Below are 21,070 nucleotides of genomic sequence, written 5' to 3' on the forward strand. Positions count from 1 at the left end.
CCGGATCGGTCCGCGTCCGGGCTGTGCTACGTTGACTGCGTGCAGCGCTATTTCTGGTTTACGAAGCCGGCCCCGGGTGGGCACGGCGGCGTGAACCTGCGCTGACTCCCACCCCGAGCCGGATTTCGAAACCGGCTCGGCGAGTCCCCCGCGGGTCGGTGTCCACCAGGAAGGAACACCCCCGCCATGACGCTCTCCGCCGGACCGGCCACCATCGGCGACCTCGACGCGGCGCGCACCACGTCGATCAGTCCGCTCATTTCGCCCGCGCTGCTGCGCGAAGACCATCCGGTCGACGCCGCCGTCGCGAAGGTGGTGCGACACGGTCGCGCCGAGACGGTCGACATCCTCGAGGGCCGCGACGACCGGCTCCTCGTCGTGGTCGGCCCGTGCTCGGTGCACGACCCCGAGGCGGCCCTCGACTACGCCCGCCGGCTGGCCGCGAAGGCCGAGGAGCTGCGCGGCGAGCTGCACATCGTGATGCGCGTGTACTTCGAGAAGCCGCGCACCACGCTGGGCTGGAAGGGCCTGATCAACGACCCGGACCTCGACGGCACGTTCGCCGTCAACAAGGGCCTGCGGATGGCGCGCAAGCTGCTGCTCGACGTGTCGGCGCTCGGCCTGCCGGTGGGCTGCGAGTTCCTCGACCCGATCACGCCGCAGTTCATCGCGGACATCGTGACGTGGGGTTCGATCGGCGCGCGGACGGCGGCCAGCCAGGTGCACCGCCAGCTGTGCAGCGCGCTGTCGATGCCGGTGGGCATCAAGAACTCGACGGAGGGCGACGTCCAGGTGGCGATCGACGCCACCCGAGCGGCGGCGGCGAGCCACGTGTTCCCCGGCATCAACACCGACGGCCTGGCGGCCCTGCTGACGACGGCGGGCAACCCGGACTGCCACGTGATCCTGCGCGGCCACAACGGCGGCCCGAACTACGACGCGGCCACGGTCGCCGACACCTTGGCGCGGCTGGCGAAGGCGGGGCTGCCGGAGCGGGTGATCATCGACGCTTCGCACGGGAACAGCGGCAAGGACCACGTGCGGCAGGGGGTGGTGGTTTCCGAGCTGGCGGAGCGGCTTGCCGGCGGTGAGCGCGGGATCGCGGGGCTGATGATGGAGAGCTTCCTGGCCGGTGGGCGGCAGGAGCTGTCGCTGGGGCACGCGGCGGAGCTGACGTACGGGCAGTCGATCACGGACGCCTGTTTGGCTTGGGACGACACGGCGCCGCTGCTCGACGAGCTCGCTTCGGCGGTGCGGGCGCGGCGGTAAGGAGCCCGGGCGCGGGGCCCCGGCGGCGTTCGCGCCGGCTGGGGGTCCCCGCCCGGGGGATCCCCGGTTTTTACGTTACCGGTGGGCACCGACAGTTTTCGGATCGCGGCGGCCGGGCTTCTCCCGCCCGGCCGGATCGGCCCCTCAACTCCCAGCGCAACGACCCCGAACTCAGCCCGGCTGAAAGAACTCCAACAGCCGCTGGGCCGCATCCGGGGACATCAGCAGCTCCTGCATCTCCGCCGACATCCGCGCCGCCGCACCGGTTCGCTCGAACATCTCCAGCTCGTACTCCTCGACCGCCGCCGCGTAATCGGCCGGGTGAGCGACCAATGCCAACGCCAACAGCGCGCCATCCAGCAGGGCCATGTTCGCCCCCTCCCCCACCGGAGGCATCAGGTGCGCCGCGTCGCCGACCAGTGTCACGTCCGGCTTTGATTCCCACCGCAGGCCCGCCGGGAGCGTGGTGAGCGTCCGGGGCACCACCCGGTCGTCGCACGCCTCGATCAAAGCCGTGATCCCCGCGTCCCAGCCCGGGAGCAGCTCGATCAGCCGGGCGCGGGCCGCCGCCGGGTCGTCGAAGCGGATGCCGCTCGTCTCGAACCAGTCCTCCGGTGTGTTGTAGAAACTGATGCCGATCCGGACCCTGCCGTCGCCGTTGCGCTGGGCCGCCAGGGAAATCCCGTCGCCGAAGACCCAGTAGTTGCCGCGGCCCACCATGGCCGCCAGGCCCGGGTGCGTGCGGTCGATGTCGGGGATGCCGAGCTCGACGGCGTTCTGGCCGAGGTGCGCCGGGCGGGCGTCGGTGAGCAGCGGGCGGACGCGGGAGTTCGCGCCGTCCGCGCCGACCAGCAGGTCGTACGGTGTGCTGCGGCCGCCGGCGAAGCGCAGCACGCCGTCCGCGGCGGACTCGAACGCGTGTCCCCAGTGCACCACGCCGTCGGGCAGGGAATCGAGCAGCAGGTCGCGCAGGTCCGCGCGGTCCACTTCGGGGCGCAGGAGCGGGGCGTCGTCGGGCGTGTCCTCCTGCAGCAGCAGGGTTCCGTCCGGTTGCAGCAGCCGCATGTCCTGGCCCTCGCCGCGGGCGATCGCGAAGAACCGGTCGAGCAACCCGGCTTCGCGCAGCGCGCGCTGTCCCGAATGGATGTCGAGCATGCTGCCCTGGTCCCGCGCGTCGCGCGCCGGTTCGCGCTCGTACACGGCCGAGTCGACGCCGTGCACGTGCAGCACCCGGGCCAGAGCCAGGCCGCCCATGCCCGCTCCGATGATGGCGATGGTCATCGTCGTCCCCTTCGATACGCTGTATCTCTCGATACACTGTATCGCAACAGGCGATGTATCGTCCGCGGCATGCTCGTGTGGGAACGACCCGAACCGCCGGAGCGGCCGGCGCCGGCGCCGCTGAGCCGGGAGGCGATCGTCCGGGCGGCGGTCCGGCTGGCCGACGCGGACGGCCTGGACGCGGTGTCGCTGCGCAAGGTCGCCGGCGCGCTGGACGTCGGGCCGATGCGGCTGTACGGCTACATCGACACCAAAGAGGAGCTGCTCGACCTGATGGTCGACGCCGTCTACGCCGGGATCCGGCCGGACGGCGACGGCTGGCGCGAGGTGCTGCGCTCGCACGCCGAAACCGTCCGGCGAGCCGTGCACCGGCACGAATGGCTCGCCGACCTGCTCGGCGGGCGGCCGCAGCTCGGGCCGCACACCCTGGCCAGCGGGAACGCCGTGCTCACCGGGCTGCAGGACCTCGACCTCGGCACCGCCGTGCCGGCGATCTCCGCGGTCAACGCGTACGTGATCGGCGCGGTGCGCCGCGAAATCGGCGAGCGGCGGGCCGAGCGGAGCAGCGGGCTGGACAAGCGGCAGTGGCAGGCCGCCTACGGGCCGTACCTGGAGCGCACCTTCGCCTCGGGACGGTTCCCCGCGGTGGAGTCGATGGTCCGCGACGGCCCGCACCTGGACGCCGGCGAAACCTTCCGGATCGGTCTCGAGTTCCTGCTCGACGGCATCGCCGCCCGGGTCAGCGGCGGGGGAAGTACTCCTCGATGACTTCCCAGCGGGCCAGGTTGTGCTTCGCGTCCGCGAGGGCGTCGTGCTGGTCGGTGGGGGCGGCCGGGAGCTTCGGCTTCCCGGCGTCCTCCCAGCGCTGACGCAGGTCGCGGGTGAACCGCGGCAGCTGCCGCGGCAGGGCGGGCATCGGGCCCCAGAGCTGAGCCAGCGCCACGTGGTCGTACGCCGCGAACCAGGCCCACAGTTCGATGCCGCCGGGCGGCTTGCCGAAGAACTCCAGCAGGTCGGCGCGGATCTTTTCCCGGCTCCGCCAGGCCGGGTCCGCCGGCGAGGGCAGCTTGTCCAGGACGTTGTCGCGGACCCAGGCGCCCGCGCGAGCGGGGTCGAACTCCGTCGACACCGCGTAGAACTCGCGGCCGCGTTCGTCCACCACTCCGATCGACACCAGATCGATGGTCACGCCGTCTTCGATGAACTCGGTGTCGTAGAAAAAACGCACTGGTGAACAGTAGTGGGTCAGCCGACCTTGGAATCGGGGACCCGGGCGGCGTCGCGAGCGGCCGGTTGAGCAGGCACCTTCGGCTTCACGCCGGCCGCCTCGGCCGCGAGGAGTTCCTTCGCCTTCGCCGCGTAAATGTCGACGTACTCCTGGCCCGACAGCTCCATGAGCGCGTACATGATCTCGTCCGTGATGGACCGCTCGATGAAGCGGTCACCCGACAGACCCTCGTAGCGCGAGAAGTCCAGCGGCTTGCCGAAGCGGACTTCGAGGCGGCGCGGCCACCACATCTTCGAGCCGATCGGGTTGACCTTGTCGGTGCCGATCATCGCCACCGGGACCACGACGCCGCCGGACTCCAGGGCGATCCGGGCGACGCCGGTCTTGCCCTTGTAGAGCCGGCCGTCCGGGGACCGGGTGCCCTCCGGGTAGATGCCGAGCAGGTGGCCGGCCTTGACAAGGCGGATCGCGGTGTCGAGCGCGGCCTGCGCGGCGTTGCCGCCGGACCGGTCGATCGGGAACTGGCCGACGCCGGTGAAGAACCACTTCTTGAGCGTGCCCTTGAAGCCGGGCTCGGTGAAGTACTCGGACTTGGCCGGGAAGGTCACCTTGCGCTTGACCCGCAGCGGCATGAAGAACGAGTCGGCGACCGCCAGGTGGTTGCCGGCCAGGATCGCGCCGCCCGTCTCGGGGATGTTCTCCGCGCCGACGACCTTCGTCGGCCACAGCGTCTTGAGCAGCGGTCCGATGAATACCCACTTCATGAGCCAGTACAGCACCGGTGCCTCAGTCCTCCATCGCAGCGCAGCCCCTGTTCACCCGAGACGAACAGCCTACGAACACCGGTGGCCGCCGCACAACGCAGACCACCCGGTTACCACTTCGGCAGCGATCGATCTCACAGCGAATTCCGGGCCCGGGCGGAGCCCCACAAGGTCCGCCGGGCGTGAGAGCATGGAGGGACTGCCCCGCTCACACGGAAGGCGATCGCATGGGCGTGCTCGCCGGCGCGGAACCGTTCGGCCACACCGGTTCGGCCGAAACCGGGTTCCTGCTCTGCCACGGGTTCACCGGTACCCCGGCGAGCATGCGGGCCTGGGGTGACCACCTGGCCGGAGCCGGGTTCACGGTGCGCTGCCCGCTGCTGCCGGGCCACGGGACCCGCTGGCCGGACCTCAACCGCACGACGTGGGAGGACTGGTACGGCGCCGTCCGCGAGGCGCTGCTCGCCCTGCTCGCGACGTGCAAGACCGTCTTCGTCGGCGGCCTGTCGATGGGCGGCACGCTCACCCTGCGCCTGGCCGAGGAGTTCGGCGACCGGATCGCCGGGATCGTCCTGGTCAACCCGTCGGTGACGCGGCTGAAGTGGGACACCAAGCTGCTGCCGGTGCTGGGGAAGATCGTGCCGTCGGTGCCGGCGATCGCGAACGACATCAAGAAACCGGGCGAGACGGAGCTGGCCTACCCGCGCACGCCGGTGCGGGCCGCCGCGAGCCTGGCGAAGCTGTGGGCCGTCGTCCGCGCCGACCTGGCGAAGGTGACGCAGCCGGTGCTGCTGCTGCACTCGTCGGTCGACCACGTCGTCGAGCCGGTGAACTCGCAGCTGGTGCTGCAGGGCGTCTCGAGCACGGACGTCACCGAGGTGGTGCTGGAGAACAGCTACCACGTGGCGACGCAGGACAACGACGCCGAGGTGATCTTCACGCGCAGCGTCGAGTTCGCGAAGGCGCACGCCGCCCAGCCGGAGGAGACCGCATGAGCCGGGGGAAGGACGGGCCGGAGGACGTCGACGCGACGTTCGCCGAGATCGTCGCCGACCTGCGGGCCGGCGGGTTCGGGCTCCCCGAAGAGGACACCGCCGACACCGCGGACGCCGCCGGCGCCACCGGGGCCGGCGCGGGGACCGAGCCGCGCAAGGCGCCGGACCGGCCCGCCGAGCCACCCGCCGTGGACTCGCCGCCGGAGCCCGGCTGGCGCTCCGGGGGCACGACGTGGGACACCACGATGTTTTCCGACGACCCGGCGGACGACGACGAGCACTACGTCCCGCCGGAGCCGCCGCCGCTGCCCCGGCCGAAGATGGGCGCGTTCCTCATCCTGCTGCTGTTCCTGGCCGGGCTGTTCCTGCTGATCCTGCCCGGCGCGATCGGCGTCGGCCCGACGGTGGCGACGCCGCTGGGCATCCTCGCGCTCGCGACGGCGATCGCGCTGCTGCTGCTGCGCGTCCGGCAGGGTCCGCCGCCCGGCGCGGACCCCACCAACGGCGCCCAGGTCTGACCGCGCGGCGATGCACATCGAGTTCAGCCCTTCGCGGCGATCGACCGTCGGCGTGGAATGGGAGCTCGGCCTGGTCGACCGCCGCAGCGGCGAGCTGTCCTCGGTGGCCGAGCAGATCCTCGAAGCCGTCCGGCCCGACGGGCAGGCCGAGCACCCGAAGATCAAGCAGGAGCTGCTGCTCAACACGATCGAGATCATCACCGGCGTCTGCGACACGATCGGCGAGATCAAGGCCGACCTGAACGACTCCCTCGACGTCGTGCACGGCGTCGCCGACCCGCTCGGCGTCGAGATGTTCTCGGCCGGGACGCACCCGTTCTCGAACTGGTACCAGCAGAAGGTCACCGACAAGGAGCGCTACGCCAAGCTGATCGACCGGACCCAGTGGTGGGGACGGCAGATGCTGATCTACGGCGTCCACATCCACGTCGGGGTCGACCACCGCGAGAAGGTGCTGCCGGTCCTCGACGCGCTGCTCAACTACGCCCCCCACCTGCAGGCGCTGTCGGCGTCGTCGCCGTACTGGGGCGCCGAGGACACCGGGTACGCGTCGAACCGGGCGCTGATGTTCCAGCAGCTGCCGACGGCCGGGCTGCCGTTCCAGTTCCGGAAGTGGGCGGAGCTGGAGAGCTACGTCGAGGACATGTTCACCACGGGCGTGATCGACAGCTTTTCGGAGATCCGCTGGGACATCCGGCCGTCGCCGAAGCTCGGCACGATCGAGATGCGCGTCTGCGACGGCCTGCCGACGCTGGAGGAGGTCGGCGCGATCGCGGCGCTGACGCAGTGCCTGGTCGACGACTTCGTCGAGCGCCTGGAAGACGGCGAGATCCTCCCGACACTGCCGCCGTGGCACGTCCAGGAGAACAAGTGGCGCGCGGCCCGCTACGGCACGGACGCGATCATCATCTTGGACGCGGCCGGGCGCGAACGCCTGGTCACCGACGACGTGGCCGACCTGCTGGACCGGCTGGAGCCGGTGGCGAGGCGGCTGGACTGCGTGGCCGAGCTGCGGGACGTCGAGATGATCCTGCGGTACGGGCCGAGCTACCGGCGGCAGCGCGCGGTGGCGGAGCGGCACAAGGGCAGCCTGAAGGCCGTCGTGGCGTCGCTGGTCGCCGAGATGCGCGACGGGATCGCGAAGGACTAGAGCGCGTCCAGCCGCGTGCGGAGGGTGCCGGGGCCGAGGATCGACGCACCGAGGGCTTCGACGCGCCGCTTGAGCTCCCGGTCGGCCGTCGCGACCAGGACCCGCGCCTTCTGCTGCGCGACGACCTCGACGATCTTCGAGTCACCGTCGGTGTCCGCGGCGACAACCTCGACCCCGGGCGTCGGCGTGACGTGCTTGGCCTTGCCTTCGACGACCAGGATGATCCGCGGCCACCAGGTCACGGTGGCGTGGTCCGGGTCCGCCACGCCGTGGCGCGCGAGCTCGGCGAGCTGGTCGCGGAGGCGTTCGGCGGCCCCGTGCCGATCACGCCACCAGCCATCGGGCCGCGAGCCGACGACGTTGGCGCCGTCGACGACCAGGACGAGCTCCTGCCCGACGCGGTCCCGAAGGCCCGGCCAGGCGGCGGCGAAGTCGCGGTGGAGGGGGTAACCGGGGACGTCGTCGGGATCCACCCAGCGCACCTCCGCACTTTCGGTGTTGGCGACCCGGGCCTCGGCGCCATCGGCCAGGGCGAGGACGGTGGTGTAACTCCAGTTCCCATGGTCCACCACGGACGCCGAGACCGCGCGAAAGGCCTCGGCCGGAACGGATGCCTCTTCGAACGCTTCACGGGCCGCCGCTTTGACGGCGGTCTCGCCCGCTTCGATGGCCCCACCGGGCAGCGCCCAGGTGCGACCGTGGTGCACCCACCAGGCCCGGCGCTGCAGGAGGACACCCCGGGCGGGATCGACGAGCAGCAGGCCGGCGGCACCGTAGCGGCCCCAGTGCAGGTGCCCGCAGGAGCAGCGGACGAAGACGCTCGCGGACGGCGGACTCACGGCCCCAGCCTGTCACACTCTCCGGCGTGACCCGGTTCGATCAGCTCAAGACCACTTTCTGGGACGGCGGCCCCGGCGAACCGCTGGACGCCCGCACCTTCGCCCACGCCGGCCGCGAGCTGGGTGTCCGGCTGCCCCTCGAACTGGGCGAACTGCTGGGCGTGCGCAACGGCGGCACGGTCGCCGCGCACTGCGACGCCTTCCCGACGAGCGAGCCGACTTCGTACAGCGCAACGCACGTACCGTTCGACCACCTCCTCGGCATCGGCGGCCGGCTGTCCATCCTGGATTCGCCGTACTTGAGCGCGGAGTGGGGCCTGCCGAAGCGGGTGGTGGTGCTGTCCGGGGACGGCCACACGTGGACGGCGCTGGACTACCGGCGCTCGGCCGTGCCATCGGTGACGTGGTTCGACGTGGAGCTGGAGTCGGAACTGGCGCTGGCACCGACGTTCCGGACGTTCCTCGAAGGGCTGGTTCCGTCGGGAAGCTTCCCGGAGGAGTGACCGGCGGGACGGCCGCGGCAGCGAACCGACCGGAACATGAACGCAGCCCACACCCCCGCACCCCCGATCCGAAGCCAGAACACGGCCGGCGGCACCGGGTCAAGGCACGCTTTCCCGCCTTGACGCGGTGCCGACGGCCGTAGTCACAATCGGGCTTCGGGGGTGCGAGAAGACCACCGAACTCGAGCACCTGCCCGCGGGGCCCGCCCCCCCGACTTCCACGCTACCGGACACCACCGACAGTTCCCCGCGACCGGACCGCCCACCGCGGTAGCCATCCACAAGCGAAGCTCAGACCGGCGTCTTCGCCGCCTCCAGCGCCAACGCAGCCGCACCCACGATCGCCGTGTCGTCGCCCAGGTGAGCCGTCCTGATCCGAGCCAACGGCCGATGCCGCGCCCCCGTGATCGCACCCGCGTAATGCTCCCGCGCCTCGTCCAGGAACAACGGCGCCGACTCCGACACTCCCCCGCCGATCACGATGATCTCCGGGTCGAACACGTCCGCCACCAGGGCCAGCCCCTCACCCAGCCACTTGGCCAGCTCGGCCATCGCCAGCTGGGCGATCGGGTCGCCGTCCCGGGCCGCGCCGGCCACCCGGCGGCCCGTCACCGAGCCCGGGTCGCCGGCGACCTGCGGAGCCAGCACCGTCGAACGCCCAGGATGCCGGGCGAGCAGTTCCACCGCCGTCGCCGCCAACGCCGTTCCGCTGCAGTACCGCTCCCAGCAGCCGTACTTGCCGCACGGGCAGGGACGGCCGCCGCGGACCACCGTCAGGTGGCCCAGCTCCGGGGCCACGCCGTACGCGCCGCGGAACAGCTTGCCGTCCAGCAGCAGCCCCGCGCCGATGCCCGTGCCCAGCGCGACCAGGGCCGCCACGTGGGCGCCGCGGGCCGCGCCGAAGCGGTGCTCGCCCACCATGGCCGCGTTCACGTCGTGTTCCAGCAGCACCGGGAGGCCGACGCGCTTTTCGATCCGGTCCGCCACCGGGGCGCCGCGCCAGGCCAGGTGCGGGGCGAACATCACCGACCGGCGGTCGCGGGCCACGAACCCCGCCACCGCGAGCCCGACCCCGGCCACCTCGTGCCGGTTGCGCAGGTCTTCGACGACGCCCGCGATGGCGTCCTCGAGCGCGCCTTCCTCGGTCGGCGTCGCGACGCGGGCCGTGTCGAGCAGGGAGCCGCGTTCGTCCACCACGCCGGCCCGGACACTCGTCCCGCCGACGTCCACCCCTATCGTCCGCACTCAGCTCTCCCACTCGTCGCGCCGGCGGACGGCGATGTGCTGCACCCTGGTCGGCACCGTCGCGTCCGCCGCGGGCCGCGGAGCGGGCTTGAACCCCGGCATGTGCACGCCCTCCTCCGGCTCCCAGCGGTCCGCGAGCACCGCGCGCAGCAGGGCGACCAGCTGGGCGAGCTGTTCGGCCAGCCGCGCGACGAGTTCGGGCCGCTCACCGCGCACCACCGCGACGATCGCACACAGCGGACACCAGCCGCACGCCGAACCGTCCGGTTTCGCCTCGTCAGGGCTGTGATCCCCGGGGCTTCGCCCCGAGCCGGGGGCTCCGCCACCCGGACCCCCCGAAAAGAAGCTGTAATCCCCGGTGCTGCGCCCCGAGCCAGGGGCTCCGCCACCCGGAAACGCGCTGCCGTGCCCGGCCGCGAGCACCCCTTCGAGCCACGGCGCCGCCTTGTCGGCGACCAGCTCGGCGAGCAGGCGGATCTCCTCCGCCAGGCGCGGCCCGTGTTCCTCTTCGCTCACCCGCGTCCCCGGTTCCCGGCCAGGTGCACGACCAGGCCGTCGGCGTCCGATTCCGCGCCGGTGATCCGGCACGGCCGCAGCGGCTCCGGCAGGGCGATGAGCCTGCGGAACCCGTCCACGGTGATCGCCAGGTCGTCGTCGACGCGGGCGAGGTCCACCTCGGCGTCCCGCGCCAGCGGGATCGCGACGCGCAGGGTGTACCCGCCGGTGGCGGGCCGCACCCGCAGCAGCGGGGTGACGGGCCTGCCGTCGCCGTCGAGCGGGTCGCCGCCGCGGTACAGCTCGGCGGCGATCTCCAGCAGCGCGGGCAGCCCGACCGGCTCGGCCGCGCGGTGCTCGACCCGGGTGACCGGCGCGATCCCGGCCGCGGCGAGCCCGGCGAGGACGGCGTCCTGCTGCGTCCGCCGCGTGCGCAGCCAGGTTGCGGCACCGCCGCGCCAGATGCCGGGCGCCGGCATCAGCCGGTTGGCGATCAGGCCGTCGACGGCGATCCCGCGCAGGGCCAATGAGCTGAGCGTGCGCCGCGCTTCGGCGACGACCACCCGCTCGGGGGTCAGTACCAGCCGGACCGTCGTCACCGCCGGGTCGGTGAGCAGCCCGCGCAGGCCGTCGAGGTGGGCGGCCAGCCGGCGCACGGGCTCGGTGACGCGGCGCCCGAACACGCGGGGCAGGTAGCCCGAGACGGCCTCGGGCAGGGCCAGCAGGCGCAGCGTCTCGGCCGTCGGCCCGCAGTCGACGACCACGGTCTCCCACGGGCCGTCCTCGGCCAGCCGGCGGACCTCGGTCAGGGCGAGCAGCTCGTCGACGCCGGGCAGCACGGTGAGCTCTTCGGCGTCGAGGTCGTCCAGGCCCGCGCCGGCCAGCACCGAGCGCAGCTCGCCGCGCAGCCCCGCCCAGGTGGCGTCCACCAGGGTGCGCGAATCGACCTGCACCCCCGAAAGCAGAACGTCCACTTCGGACGGTTCGGCGCCGAGCGGGCGGCCGAAGGCGTCGCCGAGGGAGTGCGCCGGGTCGGTGGACACGACGAGGGTCTTCCTGCCGCGGGCGGCGAGGGCGGCGCCGGTGGCCGCGGCCAGCGTGGTCTTCCCGACACCCCCCTTGCCGGTGAACAGCAGGATCCGCACGCTACCCCTCAGCCCGCTTCTTGAGCTCCTTCAGCGCGGTGTCCATGACCATCTTCTCGGCCTTGCGGCGCAGCAGGCCGATCATCGGCAGCGCCAGCTCGACCGACAGGGTGTAGGTGACCCGCGTCCGGCCGCCACCGAGGTCGGCCAGCGCGTAGCGGCCGTTCTGCGCCTTCTGCATCTGGCCCTTGACCAGGTGCCAGCTGACGCCGAGACCGTCTTCGTCCCAGTCGTACTCGAGGGTGTAGACGTCCTTGATCGGGCCCGCGTCGAGGGTGAGCTTGACCTGCTTGGCCCGCCCGCCGGCGTCGGTGTCGAGGACCTCGGTCTCCCGGACGGCCTTGGCCCATTCCGGATAGGCGGGGAAGTCGGCGATCACGGCCATCACCCGGCTGGGCTCGGCGTCGACCTCGATGGACTGTGTGGACTGCTCGGCCATGGGACGAAGCGTAGCCGCCGCGGTCGGTCACCAGCGCAGCACGTACGGCTGCCCGGTCTCCTTGAAGTGACCCACGTTACGGCACTCGGTCAGGCCGACCCGGGCGCGGCGGGCCAGCGGCTGGTGCACGTGCCCGAACACCGACCAGCGCGGCCGCTGCGCCCGGATCAGCTCCAGCAGCGCCACCGAGCCGATCTCGTTGCGGCGCGCCACGACGTCGTAGACCAGCTCCGGCAGGGCCGGCGGGCCGTGCGTGCAGAGGACGTCGACGTCGGTGAGCGCGGCGACGCTGCGGTCGTAGTCCTCGCGATCCCGCAGGTAGGGACGCCAGGCGGCGCCCTTGCGGCGGCGCGGGACGACGCCGTCGGGCAGCAGCGCGCCGCCGACGAACCCGAACCGCAGGCCGCCGAGCTCGGCCACCTCGCCGTCCAGGACCCGGATGCCCTCGCCGGCGAACTCGGGCCACAGGTCCGGGGTGTCGACGTTGCCGGGGGTGGCGTAGGTGGGCGCGGTCATCGCCGCGAACAGGGTCGCGTACTGGGCGCGGATGGCTTCGTCGACCGCGGCGGCCGGGTCGTCGAGGCTCGCCCAGAGCTCCCGCGAGTAGGCAACGGTTTCGTCACGGGTGCCCTCGCGGCGCAGGCGGGCGAACCCGGCCACCTTCTCCGCGCCGAACAGGGCACCCATGATGCCCTTCTCGTGGTCGTGGTAGTCGACGAAGTCGATCAGGTCGCCGAGCACGACCAGGGCGTCGGCCCCGTCGCCCGCCCGCTTCAGCGCGTCCGCGTTGCCGTGCACGTCCGAGACGACGTGTACCCGCACCCCAGGTCCCCTTAGCCCTCGCCGCGCGGAGGAACGCCGGGCTCGCGCCCGTCCTCCAGGATCTCCTTCAGCCCGAGCGCGATCGCCTTCGCCGCGCGGGCCCGCCGGTCGAACTCCCGGCGCAGTTCACGCAGGCCCAGCGCACGGGGCGCCCCGGCCGCGTCGGCGGGGGTCGCCCGCAGGAAGTAGTGCAGCAGGGTGCCGTCGAGCACGGGCTCGAGCCAGACCTCCATCGTACCGACGAGCGCGCCCCGCACGGTCCAGCGCAGGCCCTTGTCCCCCCGGTCGGTGTAGACCTCGAGGACCAGGTCGGGCCAGTAGCGCCGCCAGGACGCCGGCTCGGCGAAGACCGCGGCCACGGTGGACGGCGGCACGGCGAGGAAGGTCTCGTCGACGATGTCGAGGGAGGGTGGCGCGGTCACGTGCGAAGAATGTCACGGCCTCGCCGCGCGCGGGCGATCAGCATGGTCTTAAGGTGCTCACCACGCTAAGTTGACTGGCGGGTAACAGCGGTGTCGCCTGCCGCACGCGTTTGAACACGGAGGTCCACGTGCGCGAATACAGCGCTCCCGCCGGCAAGCCGGTGGCCGACGACGAGAACATGTCCGACGTCGTCTGGGCGAACGCCGAGCGGTTCTCCGACGTGGTGAGCTTCCGCCGCCAGGTCGAGGGCAGCTGGCTGGACGTGACCGCCAAGGAGTTCGCGGCCGAGGTGCTGGCCGTGGCCAAGGGCATGGCCCAGGCCGGCATCGGCCGCGGCGACCGCGTCGCGATCATGTCGAAGACCCGCTACGAGTGGACGCTGATCGACTTCGCGATCTGGGCGGCCGGCGCGGTCACCGTCCCGATCTACGACACGTCCTCCCCCGAGCAGGTGTACTGGATCCTCTCCGACTCGGCCGCGAAGGGCGTGTTCGTCGAGACGAACGCCCACGCCGGCGCGGTGGACGAGATCCGGGACCGGCTCACCGACCTGCAGAACACCTGGCAGATCGAGGGCGACTCCCCCGCCGTCGAAGAACTGGCCGCGCTCGGCGCTTCGCTGTCGGACGACGAGCTGCACGACCGGCGCCGCGAGGTGACCGCGGACGAGCTGGCCACCATCGTCTACACCTCGGGCACCACCGGCCGCCCCAAGGGCGTCGAGCTGACCCACCGCAACCTGCTGGCCGAGATCCGCGCCGACATCGAGGCGTTCCCGCAGCTGATGGAGCAGGGCAACTCGCTGCTGTGCTTCCTGCCGCTGGCGCACGTGCTGGCCCGCGCGATCGCCGTGACCGCGCTCACCGCGCGCGTCACCCTCGGGCACACCCCGGACGTGAAGAACCTGGTCGCCGACCTGGGCACCTTCCGGCCGACGTTCGTCGTCGCCGTGCCGCGCGTGTTCGAAAAGGTCTACAACTCGGCGAAGCAGAAGGCGCACAGCGAAGGCAAGGGCAAGATCTTCGACGCCGCCGAAGCCGTCGCGGTGGAGTACAGCCAGGCGCAGGACACCGGCGGCGCCGGGTTCGCGCTGAAGCTGAAGCACCTGGCGTTCGACAAGCTGGTCTACGGCAAGCTGCGCGCGGCCCTCGGCGGCCGCTGCGTCGCGGCGGTCTCCGGCGGTGCGCCCCTGGGCGCCCGGCTGGCGCACTTCTTCCGCGGCATCGGCGTCCCGGTGTTCGAGGGCTACGGCCTCACCGAGACGTCCGCGGCGGCGAACGTCAACACGCAGACGGCGTTCCGCGTGGGCACGGTCGGCAAGCCGGTCAACGGCACGTCGGTCCGCATCGCCGACGACGGCGAGGTCATGCTCAAGGGCGACGTCGTGTTCCGGGCGTACTACAACAACCCGGCCGCGACGAAGGAAGCGCTCACCGACGGCTGGTTCCACACGGGCGACCTCGGCGAGCTCGACGCGGACGGCTTCCTGAAGATCACCGGCCGCAAGAAGGAGATCATCGTGACGGCGGGCGGCAAGAACGTCGCCCCGTCCGGCCTCGAGGACACGATCAAGGCGTCCCCGCTGGTCAGCCAGGCGATGGTGGTGGGCGACCAGCGCCCGTTCATCGCGGCGCTGGTGACGGTGGACGAGGAGTACTTCCCGTCCTGGAAGACCCAGCACGGCAAGCCCGCTTCGGCCACGGTGGCGGACCTGGCTTCGGACGCCGACCTGCTCGCGGAGATCCAGGCCGCGGTGGACGAGGCGAACAAGTCGGTGTCCAAGGCCGAGGCGATCAAGAAGTTCACCGTGCTGGCGAACGACTTCACCGAGGCCGGTGGCGAGATCACGCCGAGCCTGAAGCTGAAGCGGAACGTCGTCTCGAAGAACTACGCGAACGACATCGAGGGCCTGTACAAGAAGTAGTCACCGTCATGGGGGGACCTTCACCGATGTCGCCTCAGGAGGGTGCCCCTCATAGCGGTGAACGCCATGAGGGGCACCTCGGCATCCGGATGACGCAAGCCCGACCAATGCCTCTCTGCTCGGAGCCGCGCCTCAAATCCCGTCACTAGGGCCTATAGAAGTGAAATGGCCCGATATCTATATGGACACCGAAGACCCACGCGGATGCCGCAGCAATTATGATCAGGCTAGCAACGACTGCCAGCAGCCGGGCGGTTCCGGCCCAGGTGCCAAGGGCACAGCGAATGCTTCTCCGGAGGCTCTGCTCGAACCGCACCGAGGCATAATTGCCTGGCTTCGGCTCTGGTCTGGGAACGCCCGGTTGGCGTATGGTCACGTATGCAGGCTCCTTCGGCTCATGGTGGAGCACGTTGCAATCGGCAAGCTTGCAGGCAGTTGATTGCTACGTGCATGTGGGTTCGAAGGTTGAGCGGTCCCCCTGGCTTCCAGGGGGACCGTTCTTACTCCGCTCCGAGCTTACCTCGCCACCCAGCAAAACCGCCCCCGCTCGCCCAACCATTCGGCGAACGGTTCCATCGCTCATTTGCCCCACTAGTCATTTGCGGTGGATGACATCATCTTGATTAGCGGAACCGAATCAGTTTTACGGCGAACGGTCACCTGGATGCGATTAGTGGTTTACCACCGAAGAATCAAGTCATTGTACGCACGCTGTCAAGGCTTGAGCCTCATTCTGAACGATCAATGATCAATTATCAGCTCGATGACCTGCAGGTTTTCCGCTCGTCGCATCAAATTGCCGCTCATCGCAACCGGCGATCAGGAGGACTTATAAGCAACGTGTCTCCGCTCAACGACCGCAGTCGCGGCGTTCCGGACCGATCGCAAGATCGGTTTGAGTACGCTGGACCACCCCTCGAACAGGAATGCCACCTACCCGAGCCTGGAGACGTGGACCCGCGTAGAGCATGCCTGCTCCGGTCGAAGTTGCCGAACAGCGACCACCAGAAGTACCCCGCAGGTCGACGCCAGCCGCCTGAGGCAGGGCGCCTCGATGCGCTCGGCGTCGGCCTGGCTGCCTGAGAGCGTCGATGTCGTGGAACCAACCGGGTGATGCCGAGGCTGCTGGGCGGCTGCGCGTGCTTCGTTCCCAATGTAAGCCCGCAATTCGCCGAACGTGGTCTCCGTACGGGCACTGGTTTCGCAGTAGCCGTTCCACTCCGGGGTGCATACCGTGGAGCGGATTGCCGCATAGGAGGACTGGACGGTCCCGAGGTGCAGCCAGACGACCGTTCACGGCGACACCGAGGGAGCGAGCGGTCCCGCCCCGTCACCGCTTGTCTCTCACCCGCGCCGCTGGGCCGCGATGAAGTCGCGGTACCAGCGGTAACTCGACCGCGGCGTGCGCTCTTGCGTCGCGTAGTCCACGTGGACCAGGCCGAACCGGTGCTTGTACCCGTGGGCCCACTCGAAGTTGTCCAGCAGCGACCAGCAGAAGTACCCGCGCAGGTCCACCCCGGCCGCCGCCGCGGCGCGGGCCGCCTCGATGTGCTCGCTCAGGAAGCTGATGCGCTCGTAGTCCGCGAAGTCGCTTCGGTCGGCGTACACGCAGCCGTTCTCCGTGACGTACACCGGTGGCAGGCCCGGATAGCGGTTGTGCAGCCCCACCAGGGCTTCCGTCAGGCCCTCCGGCTCCACCGGCCAGCCCATGCCCGTGCGCGGGACGTCCGGCAACCGGGTCGTGTCCACCCCGATGTCGGCCGCCGTGCGCTGGGCCGGGTCCGGCTCGCGGTGGGGGGCGTCCGCCACGTGCAGGCGGTAGTAGTAGTTGACGCCCAGGTAGTCCAGGGGCACGCCGATCGTTTCCAGGTCTTCGTCGCGGCGGAACGCGAAGTCCGAGACGCCGCTGAACATCGCCGGCAGGCCCGGGGCGTACCGGCCGCCGAACAGCGGGTCGGTGAACTGGCGCCGCAGCAGCGTGTCCTGGCGGGCGGCCGCCGCCGTGTCCGCCGCCGAATCCGACACCGGGACCGCGGGCGACTGGTTGAGCACGATGCCGAACTGGTGGTGCGGCAGCGCCAGCGCCCGCATCGCGCGCACCGCCAGGCCGTGGCCGAGCAGCAGGTGGTGGGCGGCCGCCAGCGCGCCGTCGCCCTCCCGTGCCCCGGGCGCGTGGCGGCCTTCGCCGTACCCGGCGACCGCGCACGGGTACGGCTCGTTCAGGGTGGTCCAGTGCTCGACCAGGTCGCCCAGTTCCGCGTGGACCAGGGCCGCGTAGTCGGCGAACCGCGACGCCGTGTCGCGGGACCGCCAGCCGCCCGCGTCCTCCAGGGCCTGGGGCAGGTCCCAGTGGTAGAGCGTCAGGAACGGCTCGATCCCCTTCTCCCGCAGGCCCTCCGCGAGCCGCCGGTAGAAGTCGAGGCCGCGGCGCTCCACCCCGCGCCCGTCCGGCTGGATCCGGGGCCAGGACACCGAAAACCGGTAGGAGTCGACGCCCAGCCCGGTGAGCAGGTCCAGGTCGGCGGGCCAGCGGTGGTAGTGGTCGGCCGCCGGTTCGCCGGTGTCGCCGCCCGCCACCGCGCCCGGGACCGCGGCGAAGGTGTCCCAGATGGACGGTCCGCGGCCGTCCGCGGTGGTGGCGCCCTCGATCTGGAACGCCGAGGTCGCGACGCCCCAGCGGAAGCCGGGCGGGAAACTGGTGGTCACAGTGAGCTCCGGGAGGGTCAGCCCTTGAGCGCGCCCTGCATGATGCCGCCGACGATCTGGCGGCCGAACAGCAGGAACACGACGAGGACGGGGACGGTGCCGATGGTGGCGGCGGTGAGCACGAGCGTGTAGTCGGTGGTGTAGCCACTGGCCAGGGTGGACAGTGCGGTTTGGACGGTCGGGTTCTCCGGCACCAGCACCACCAGCGGCCAGAAGAAGTCGTTCCACGCCTGCATGAACGTGAACAGGCCGAGCACGGCCGCGGCCGGCCGGGCGGCGGGCAGGGCCACGTGCCAGAACAGCCGCAGCGAGCCGCAGCCGTCCATCCGCCCGGCCTCCAGCAGCTCCAGCGGCAGCGCCCGCTCGAAGTACTGGCGCATGAAGAACACGCCGAACGCGGTGACCAGGCCGGGCACGATCACCGCCTGCAGCTGCCCGGCCCACCCGAAGTCGGCCATCATCATGTACAGCGGCACGACGCCCAGCTCGGTCGGGATCGCCTGGGTGGCCACCACGACCAGCAGCAGCGCCGTCCGCCCGCGGAAGCGCATTTTGGCGAAGGCGAACCCGGCCAGCGTCGAGAACAGCACGACCGACACGGTGATGGTGCCCGCGACGATCAGGGAGTTCCCCAGCGCCAGCGCGAAGTCCGTCTCGTCGAAGACGCGGGCGATGTTCTCGAACAGGTGCCCGCCGGGGACGAGCACCGGTGGCACCTTCCCGACCGCCTCCGTCGTCTGCGAGGAGACGACGAACGACCAGTACACCGGGAACGCCGAGCCGGCGAGGACGGCGATGAGCGCGGCGTAGGTCCACGGGCTCGTGGCCCGCCGGACCAGCCGCCGCGCCCGGCCGGGCGGGCTCGGCGCCGCGGCGGGCGCCGAGGTCAGCACGGTAGTCATGTCGCTCCTCGTGTCGTGTCGTGAGTGGGAAACAGGGTTAGAACACTGTTTCCCACTCACGACTAGTCCGTGGATATGCGCCGGGTGACCAGGTACGACAGGCCCGCGACGAGCATCGTGGCCACGGCCAGGATCAGCGCGATCGCCGAGCTGTAGCCGAAGTCGTACTTGGTGAAACCCTGCTCGTAGAGGTAGAGCGCGGCGGTCTGGAACTGCCGGTCCGACCCGCCGGTGGCGGCCGCCGTGCCTGGGTTGAACAGCAGCGGCTCGGCGAGCAGCCGCATGTTCCCGGTCGTCGCGATCACCGTGGAGAAGATGATCTGCGGCCGCAGCAGCGGCACGGTGATCCGCCAGAACTGCTGCCACCCCTTGGCGCCGTCGAGGGTGGCGGCCTCGTACATGCTCGACGGGATCGCCTGCATCGACGCCAGGAAGATCAGCGCGTGGTAGCCGGTCCAGCGCCACACCACCATCGCCGCGATGGCGGTGTGCGAGCTGGCCGTGCCGGCCTGCCAGTCGACGTGCCCGGCGCCGAACCAGCTCAGCACCCAGTTGACCAGCCCGAAGTCCCGGCCGAACAGCTGCGCGAAGATGATCGTCACCGCCGCCACCGAGGTGATGTTCGGCAGGATCATCCCCATCCGGAAGAACATCCGCCCGCGCAGCCGCCGGTTGAGCAGGTGCGCGACGCCGAGCGCGAACAGGATCTGCGGGATCGTGGTCAGCAGCCACAGGCTGACCGTGTTCCCCATCGAGTTCCAGAAGTACGGGTCGTGGAACAGCAGCTGTTCGTAGTTGCCGAACCCGATGAACTGCGCGCCTTCGGCGTCGATGAGGTTGCGCTTCTGCAGCGACACGAACGCCGTGTACAGCAGCGGGAACAACCCGAAGACGCCGAAGATCAGGAAGTACGGGCTGATGAAGCCGAACGGCGACAGCTTGACGTCCCACTTCTGCCGCCGTTCGGCGAAGGTCAGTGCCATTACTTGATCTTCGCGACGTCACCGACCAGCTGCTGCCACGCCGCCGGGCCGTCCTGCTTGCCCTGCTCGACGCGCTGCATCGCGTTGCCGAACTCGGTCTGCACGTCGCCGGCCTTCGGGCCCTGGTACTGCGGGTTGAGCTTCTTCGCCGCGTCCGTGAAGACCTTGCCCACGGGCGCGTTGTTGAAGAAGGGGTTGGCGTAGGCGGTGATCTTCGGGTCGTCGTAGAGCGACGGCACCGACGGCAGCAAGCCCTTGCTGGTGAACACCTTCGCCTGCTGCTCGGGCGCGGTGAGCCAGGCGGCGAGCTCGGCGGCTTCCTTGGTGTGCTTGCCCTGCTTGGGCACGGTCAGGTACGAGCCGCCCCAGTTGCCACCGCCGCCGGGCACGGCCGCGACGTCCCACTTGCCCGCGGTGTCCGGCGCCTGGTCCTTGATCTTGGTCATCATCCACGCCGGGCAGGTGACGGTCGCGAACTGGCCCTGGGTGAAGCCGGTGTTCCACTGCGGCGTGCTGTAGAGCAGGCCCGCGCTCAGGTTCGCCTTGACCGCGTCGACCACGAGGTCCCAGCCCTGGCGCAGCGCCGGGTTGCTGTCCACGATGAGCTTGTCGTTCTGGTCGTAGTAGCCCTGCGGCGCCTGGCCGACGATCGCGTTGAGCACGGTCGGGCCGCCGTCCATGAACTTGACGCCGTTCGGCGCCTTCGCCTGGAAGCGCTTGCCCGTGTCGAAGAACGCCTGCCAGGTCGGCCAGAGCGCGGAGACGGCGTCGCGGTCCTCGGGCAGCCCGGCGGTCTTGAACATGTCGCGGCGGTAGCAGATGGCCAGGCCGCCGACGTCGGTGCCGTAGCCGATCTGCTGCCCGCCCTTGGCCAGCGAGGCCGCCCACTTCCAGTCCAGCCAGCGGCTCTTGAGCTGGTCGCCGCCGACGGTGTTCAGGTCGACGAACTTGTCCGGCGTCGCCTTGAACTGGGCGACGTACCCGGTGTCGATGGCTTCGACGTCCGCGGCGCCGGCGCCGGTGGCCAGGTGCGCGGCGAGGTTCTTGTGGTGGTCGGAGTAGGCGGCGGTCCGCTCGGTGATCTCGATGTCCGGGTGCGCCGCCTGGTACTCCTTGATCAGGTCGGTGTAGCCGAAGTTGCCGAACAGGCCGAGGCTCAGCTTGACCTTGCCGCCGGTGGCGCCACCGCTGCTCCCGCAGGCGGTCAGCGCGGTGAGCGCGACCAGGGTGGCGCCCACTCCGGCGAGCAGGCGAGTCCGGCGGTTTCTCGTTTTCGGGCGCATGAGATCTCCGTTGTTCTGCGGGCCGTCGGGAAAACGCGGGTCCCATGAGAGCGCTCCCAGTAGTGATCCGTCAAGTAACGAAATGATAACTCACAGCCGCGTTTACGCAGCCAGAGATCGTGTGCTACTCATGTAACCGGTTACAATATCGGAGGT

At 70.8% G+C, this 21,070-nt stretch carries 21 protein-coding genes; 7 read left to right on the forward strand and 14 right to left on the reverse strand.

What is annotated here, in order from left to right; translation table 11 throughout:
• The first annotated feature begins 186 nt into the window (after window positions 1-186).
• A complete protein-coding gene (locus tag OO60_RS21170; RefSeq protein WP_004558615.1) occupies window positions 187-1,269 on the forward strand; it encodes a 3-deoxy-7-phosphoheptulonate synthase in 1,083 nt (360 codons plus the stop codon).
• 171 nt (window positions 1,270-1,440) lie between these two features.
• Here the strand turns inward: OO60_RS21170 and OO60_RS21175 are convergent, their stop codons facing one another.
• Entirely contained in the window at window positions 1,441-2,550 is a 1,110-nt protein-coding gene (locus OO60_RS21175; RefSeq protein ID WP_004558614.1) for an FAD-dependent oxidoreductase, read from the reverse strand.
• A gap of 69 nt (window positions 2,551-2,619) precedes the next feature.
• Here OO60_RS21175 and OO60_RS21180 point away from each other — a divergent pair, with 69 nt between their 5' ends.
• Entirely contained in the window at window positions 2,620-3,318 is a 699-nt protein-coding gene (locus OO60_RS21180; RefSeq protein WP_004558613.1) for a TetR/AcrR family transcriptional regulator, read from the forward strand.
• On the opposite strand, the gene OO60_RS21185 is transcribed toward OO60_RS21180, so the two are convergent.
• Both OO60_RS21185 and OO60_RS21190 read right to left on the reverse strand, forming a co-directional pair.
• On the reverse strand, window positions 3,290-3,778 hold the full coding sequence (locus tag OO60_RS21185; protein WP_004558612.1) for a polyadenylate-specific 3'-exoribonuclease AS: 489 nt from the start codon (window positions 3,776-3,778) through the stop codon (window positions 3,290-3,292). The genes OO60_RS21180 and OO60_RS21185 overlap by 29 nt on opposite strands.
• A gap of 17 nt (window positions 3,779-3,795) precedes the next feature.
• Entirely contained in the window at window positions 3,796-4,557 is a 762-nt protein-coding gene (locus OO60_RS21190) for a lysophospholipid acyltransferase family protein (protein WP_033261929.1), read from the reverse strand.
• Between the two features lie 212 nt (window positions 4,558-4,769).
• Between OO60_RS21190 and OO60_RS21195 the strand changes: the two genes are divergently transcribed.
• From OO60_RS21195 to OO60_RS21205, 3 genes are read left to right on the forward strand one after another with little or no spacing between them, the layout of a single operon-like run.
• Window positions 4,770-5,537, forward strand: a complete 768-nt coding sequence (locus tag OO60_RS21195) for an alpha/beta hydrolase (protein ID WP_004558610.1) — start codon at window positions 4,770-4,772, stop codon at window positions 5,535-5,537.
• Complete coding sequence (locus tag OO60_RS21200) at window positions 5,534-6,055, forward strand: hypothetical protein (protein WP_033261930.1); 522 nt, start codon at window positions 5,534-5,536, stop codon at window positions 6,053-6,055. Before OO60_RS21195 ends, OO60_RS21200 begins: the two co-directional genes overlap by 4 nt.
• 10 nt (window positions 6,056-6,065) lie before the next feature.
• Window positions 6,066-7,205, forward strand: coding sequence for a glutamate--cysteine ligase (locus tag OO60_RS21205; RefSeq protein ID WP_003074361.1), 1,140 nt, complete (start codon window positions 6,066-6,068; stop codon window positions 7,203-7,205).
• Here OO60_RS21205 and OO60_RS21210 read toward each other — a convergent pair.
• On the reverse strand, window positions 7,202-8,044 hold the full coding sequence (locus OO60_RS21210) for an NUDIX domain-containing protein (protein ID WP_003074363.1): 843 nt from the start codon (window positions 8,042-8,044) through the stop codon (window positions 7,202-7,204). The genes OO60_RS21205 and OO60_RS21210 overlap by 4 nt on opposite strands.
• A 26-nt stretch (window positions 8,045-8,070) precedes the next feature.
• Here OO60_RS21210 and OO60_RS21215 point away from each other — a divergent pair, with 26 nt between their 5' ends.
• Window positions 8,071-8,547, forward strand: coding sequence for an SMI1/KNR4 family protein (locus OO60_RS21215; RefSeq protein ID WP_003074366.1), 477 nt, complete (start codon window positions 8,071-8,073; stop codon window positions 8,545-8,547).
• 291 nt (window positions 8,548-8,838) lie between these two features.
• On the opposite strand, the gene OO60_RS21220 is transcribed toward OO60_RS21215, so the two are convergent.
• The 6 genes from OO60_RS21220 to OO60_RS21245 are packed head-to-tail and all read right to left on the reverse strand — an operon-like array spanning window position 8,839 to window position 13,115.
• Window positions 8,839-9,777: an ROK family protein gene (locus tag OO60_RS21220; protein WP_003074370.1), complete on the reverse strand. Its 939-nt coding sequence runs from the start codon at window positions 9,775-9,777 to the stop codon at window positions 8,839-8,841.
• Window positions 9,778-9,792: 15 nt separating this feature from the next.
• Entirely contained in the window at window positions 9,793-10,308 is a 516-nt protein-coding gene (locus OO60_RS21225) for a hypothetical protein (protein ID WP_003074373.1), read from the reverse strand.
• Window positions 10,305-11,432 carry an ArsA family ATPase gene (locus OO60_RS21230; RefSeq protein WP_003074376.1) on the reverse strand — a complete coding sequence of 376 codons (1,128 nt, stop codon included), beginning with the start codon at window positions 11,430-11,432 and terminating at the stop codon, window positions 10,305-10,307. The genes OO60_RS21225 and OO60_RS21230 overlap by 4 nt, the downstream gene beginning before the upstream one ends.
• A gap of 1 nt (window position 11,433) precedes the next feature.
• On the reverse strand, window positions 11,434-11,871 hold the full coding sequence (locus OO60_RS21235; protein WP_003074379.1) for an SRPBCC family protein: 438 nt from the start codon (window positions 11,869-11,871) through the stop codon (window positions 11,434-11,436).
• Window positions 11,872-11,898: 27 nt separating this feature from the next.
• Window positions 11,899-12,693, reverse strand: coding sequence for a metallophosphoesterase family protein (locus OO60_RS21240; protein WP_003074382.1), 795 nt, complete (start codon window positions 12,691-12,693; stop codon window positions 11,899-11,901).
• Window positions 12,694-12,704: 11 nt separating this feature from the next.
• Window positions 12,705-13,115 carry a hypothetical protein gene (locus OO60_RS21245; protein ID WP_003074385.1) on the reverse strand — a complete coding sequence of 137 codons (411 nt, stop codon included), beginning with the start codon at window positions 13,113-13,115 and terminating at the stop codon, window positions 12,705-12,707.
• A gap of 128 nt (window positions 13,116-13,243) precedes the next feature.
• On the opposite strand from OO60_RS21245, the gene OO60_RS21250 reads away from it, so the two are divergent.
• Window positions 13,244-15,040, forward strand: coding sequence for an AMP-dependent synthetase/ligase (locus OO60_RS21250; RefSeq protein WP_003074387.1), 1,797 nt, complete (start codon window positions 13,244-13,246; stop codon window positions 15,038-15,040).
• Between the two features lie 1,344 nt (window positions 15,041-16,384).
• On the opposite strand, the gene OO60_RS21255 is transcribed toward OO60_RS21250, so the two are convergent.
• The 4 genes from OO60_RS21255 to OO60_RS21270 form a co-directional block, all read right to left on the reverse strand.
• A complete protein-coding gene (locus tag OO60_RS21255; RefSeq protein WP_003074390.1) occupies window positions 16,385-17,746 on the reverse strand; it encodes a GH1 family beta-glucosidase in 1,362 nt (453 codons plus the stop codon).
• A 17-nt stretch (window positions 17,747-17,763) separates the two neighbouring features.
• On the reverse strand, window positions 17,764-18,648 hold the full coding sequence (locus OO60_RS21260; protein WP_051767729.1) for a carbohydrate ABC transporter permease: 885 nt from the start codon (window positions 18,646-18,648) through the stop codon (window positions 17,764-17,766).
• A gap of 62 nt (window positions 18,649-18,710) precedes the next feature.
• The gene (locus OO60_RS21265; protein WP_004558444.1) at window positions 18,711-19,631 is read right to left on the reverse strand and encodes a carbohydrate ABC transporter permease; all 921 of its coding nucleotides are present in this window, start codon (window positions 19,629-19,631) and stop codon (window positions 18,711-18,713) included.
• On the reverse strand, window positions 19,631-20,914 hold the full coding sequence (locus tag OO60_RS21270) for an ABC transporter substrate-binding protein (protein ID WP_033261931.1): 1,284 nt from the start codon (window positions 20,912-20,914) through the stop codon (window positions 19,631-19,633). The genes OO60_RS21265 and OO60_RS21270 overlap by 1 nt, the downstream gene beginning before the upstream one ends.
• Window positions 20,915-21,070: the final 156 nt, after the last annotated feature.

The sequence above is a fragment of the Amycolatopsis vancoresmycina genome (assembly GCF_000716785.1).
GTDB classification, from domain to species: Bacteria; Actinomycetota; Actinomycetes; order Mycobacteriales; family Pseudonocardiaceae; genus Amycolatopsis; species Amycolatopsis vancoresmycina.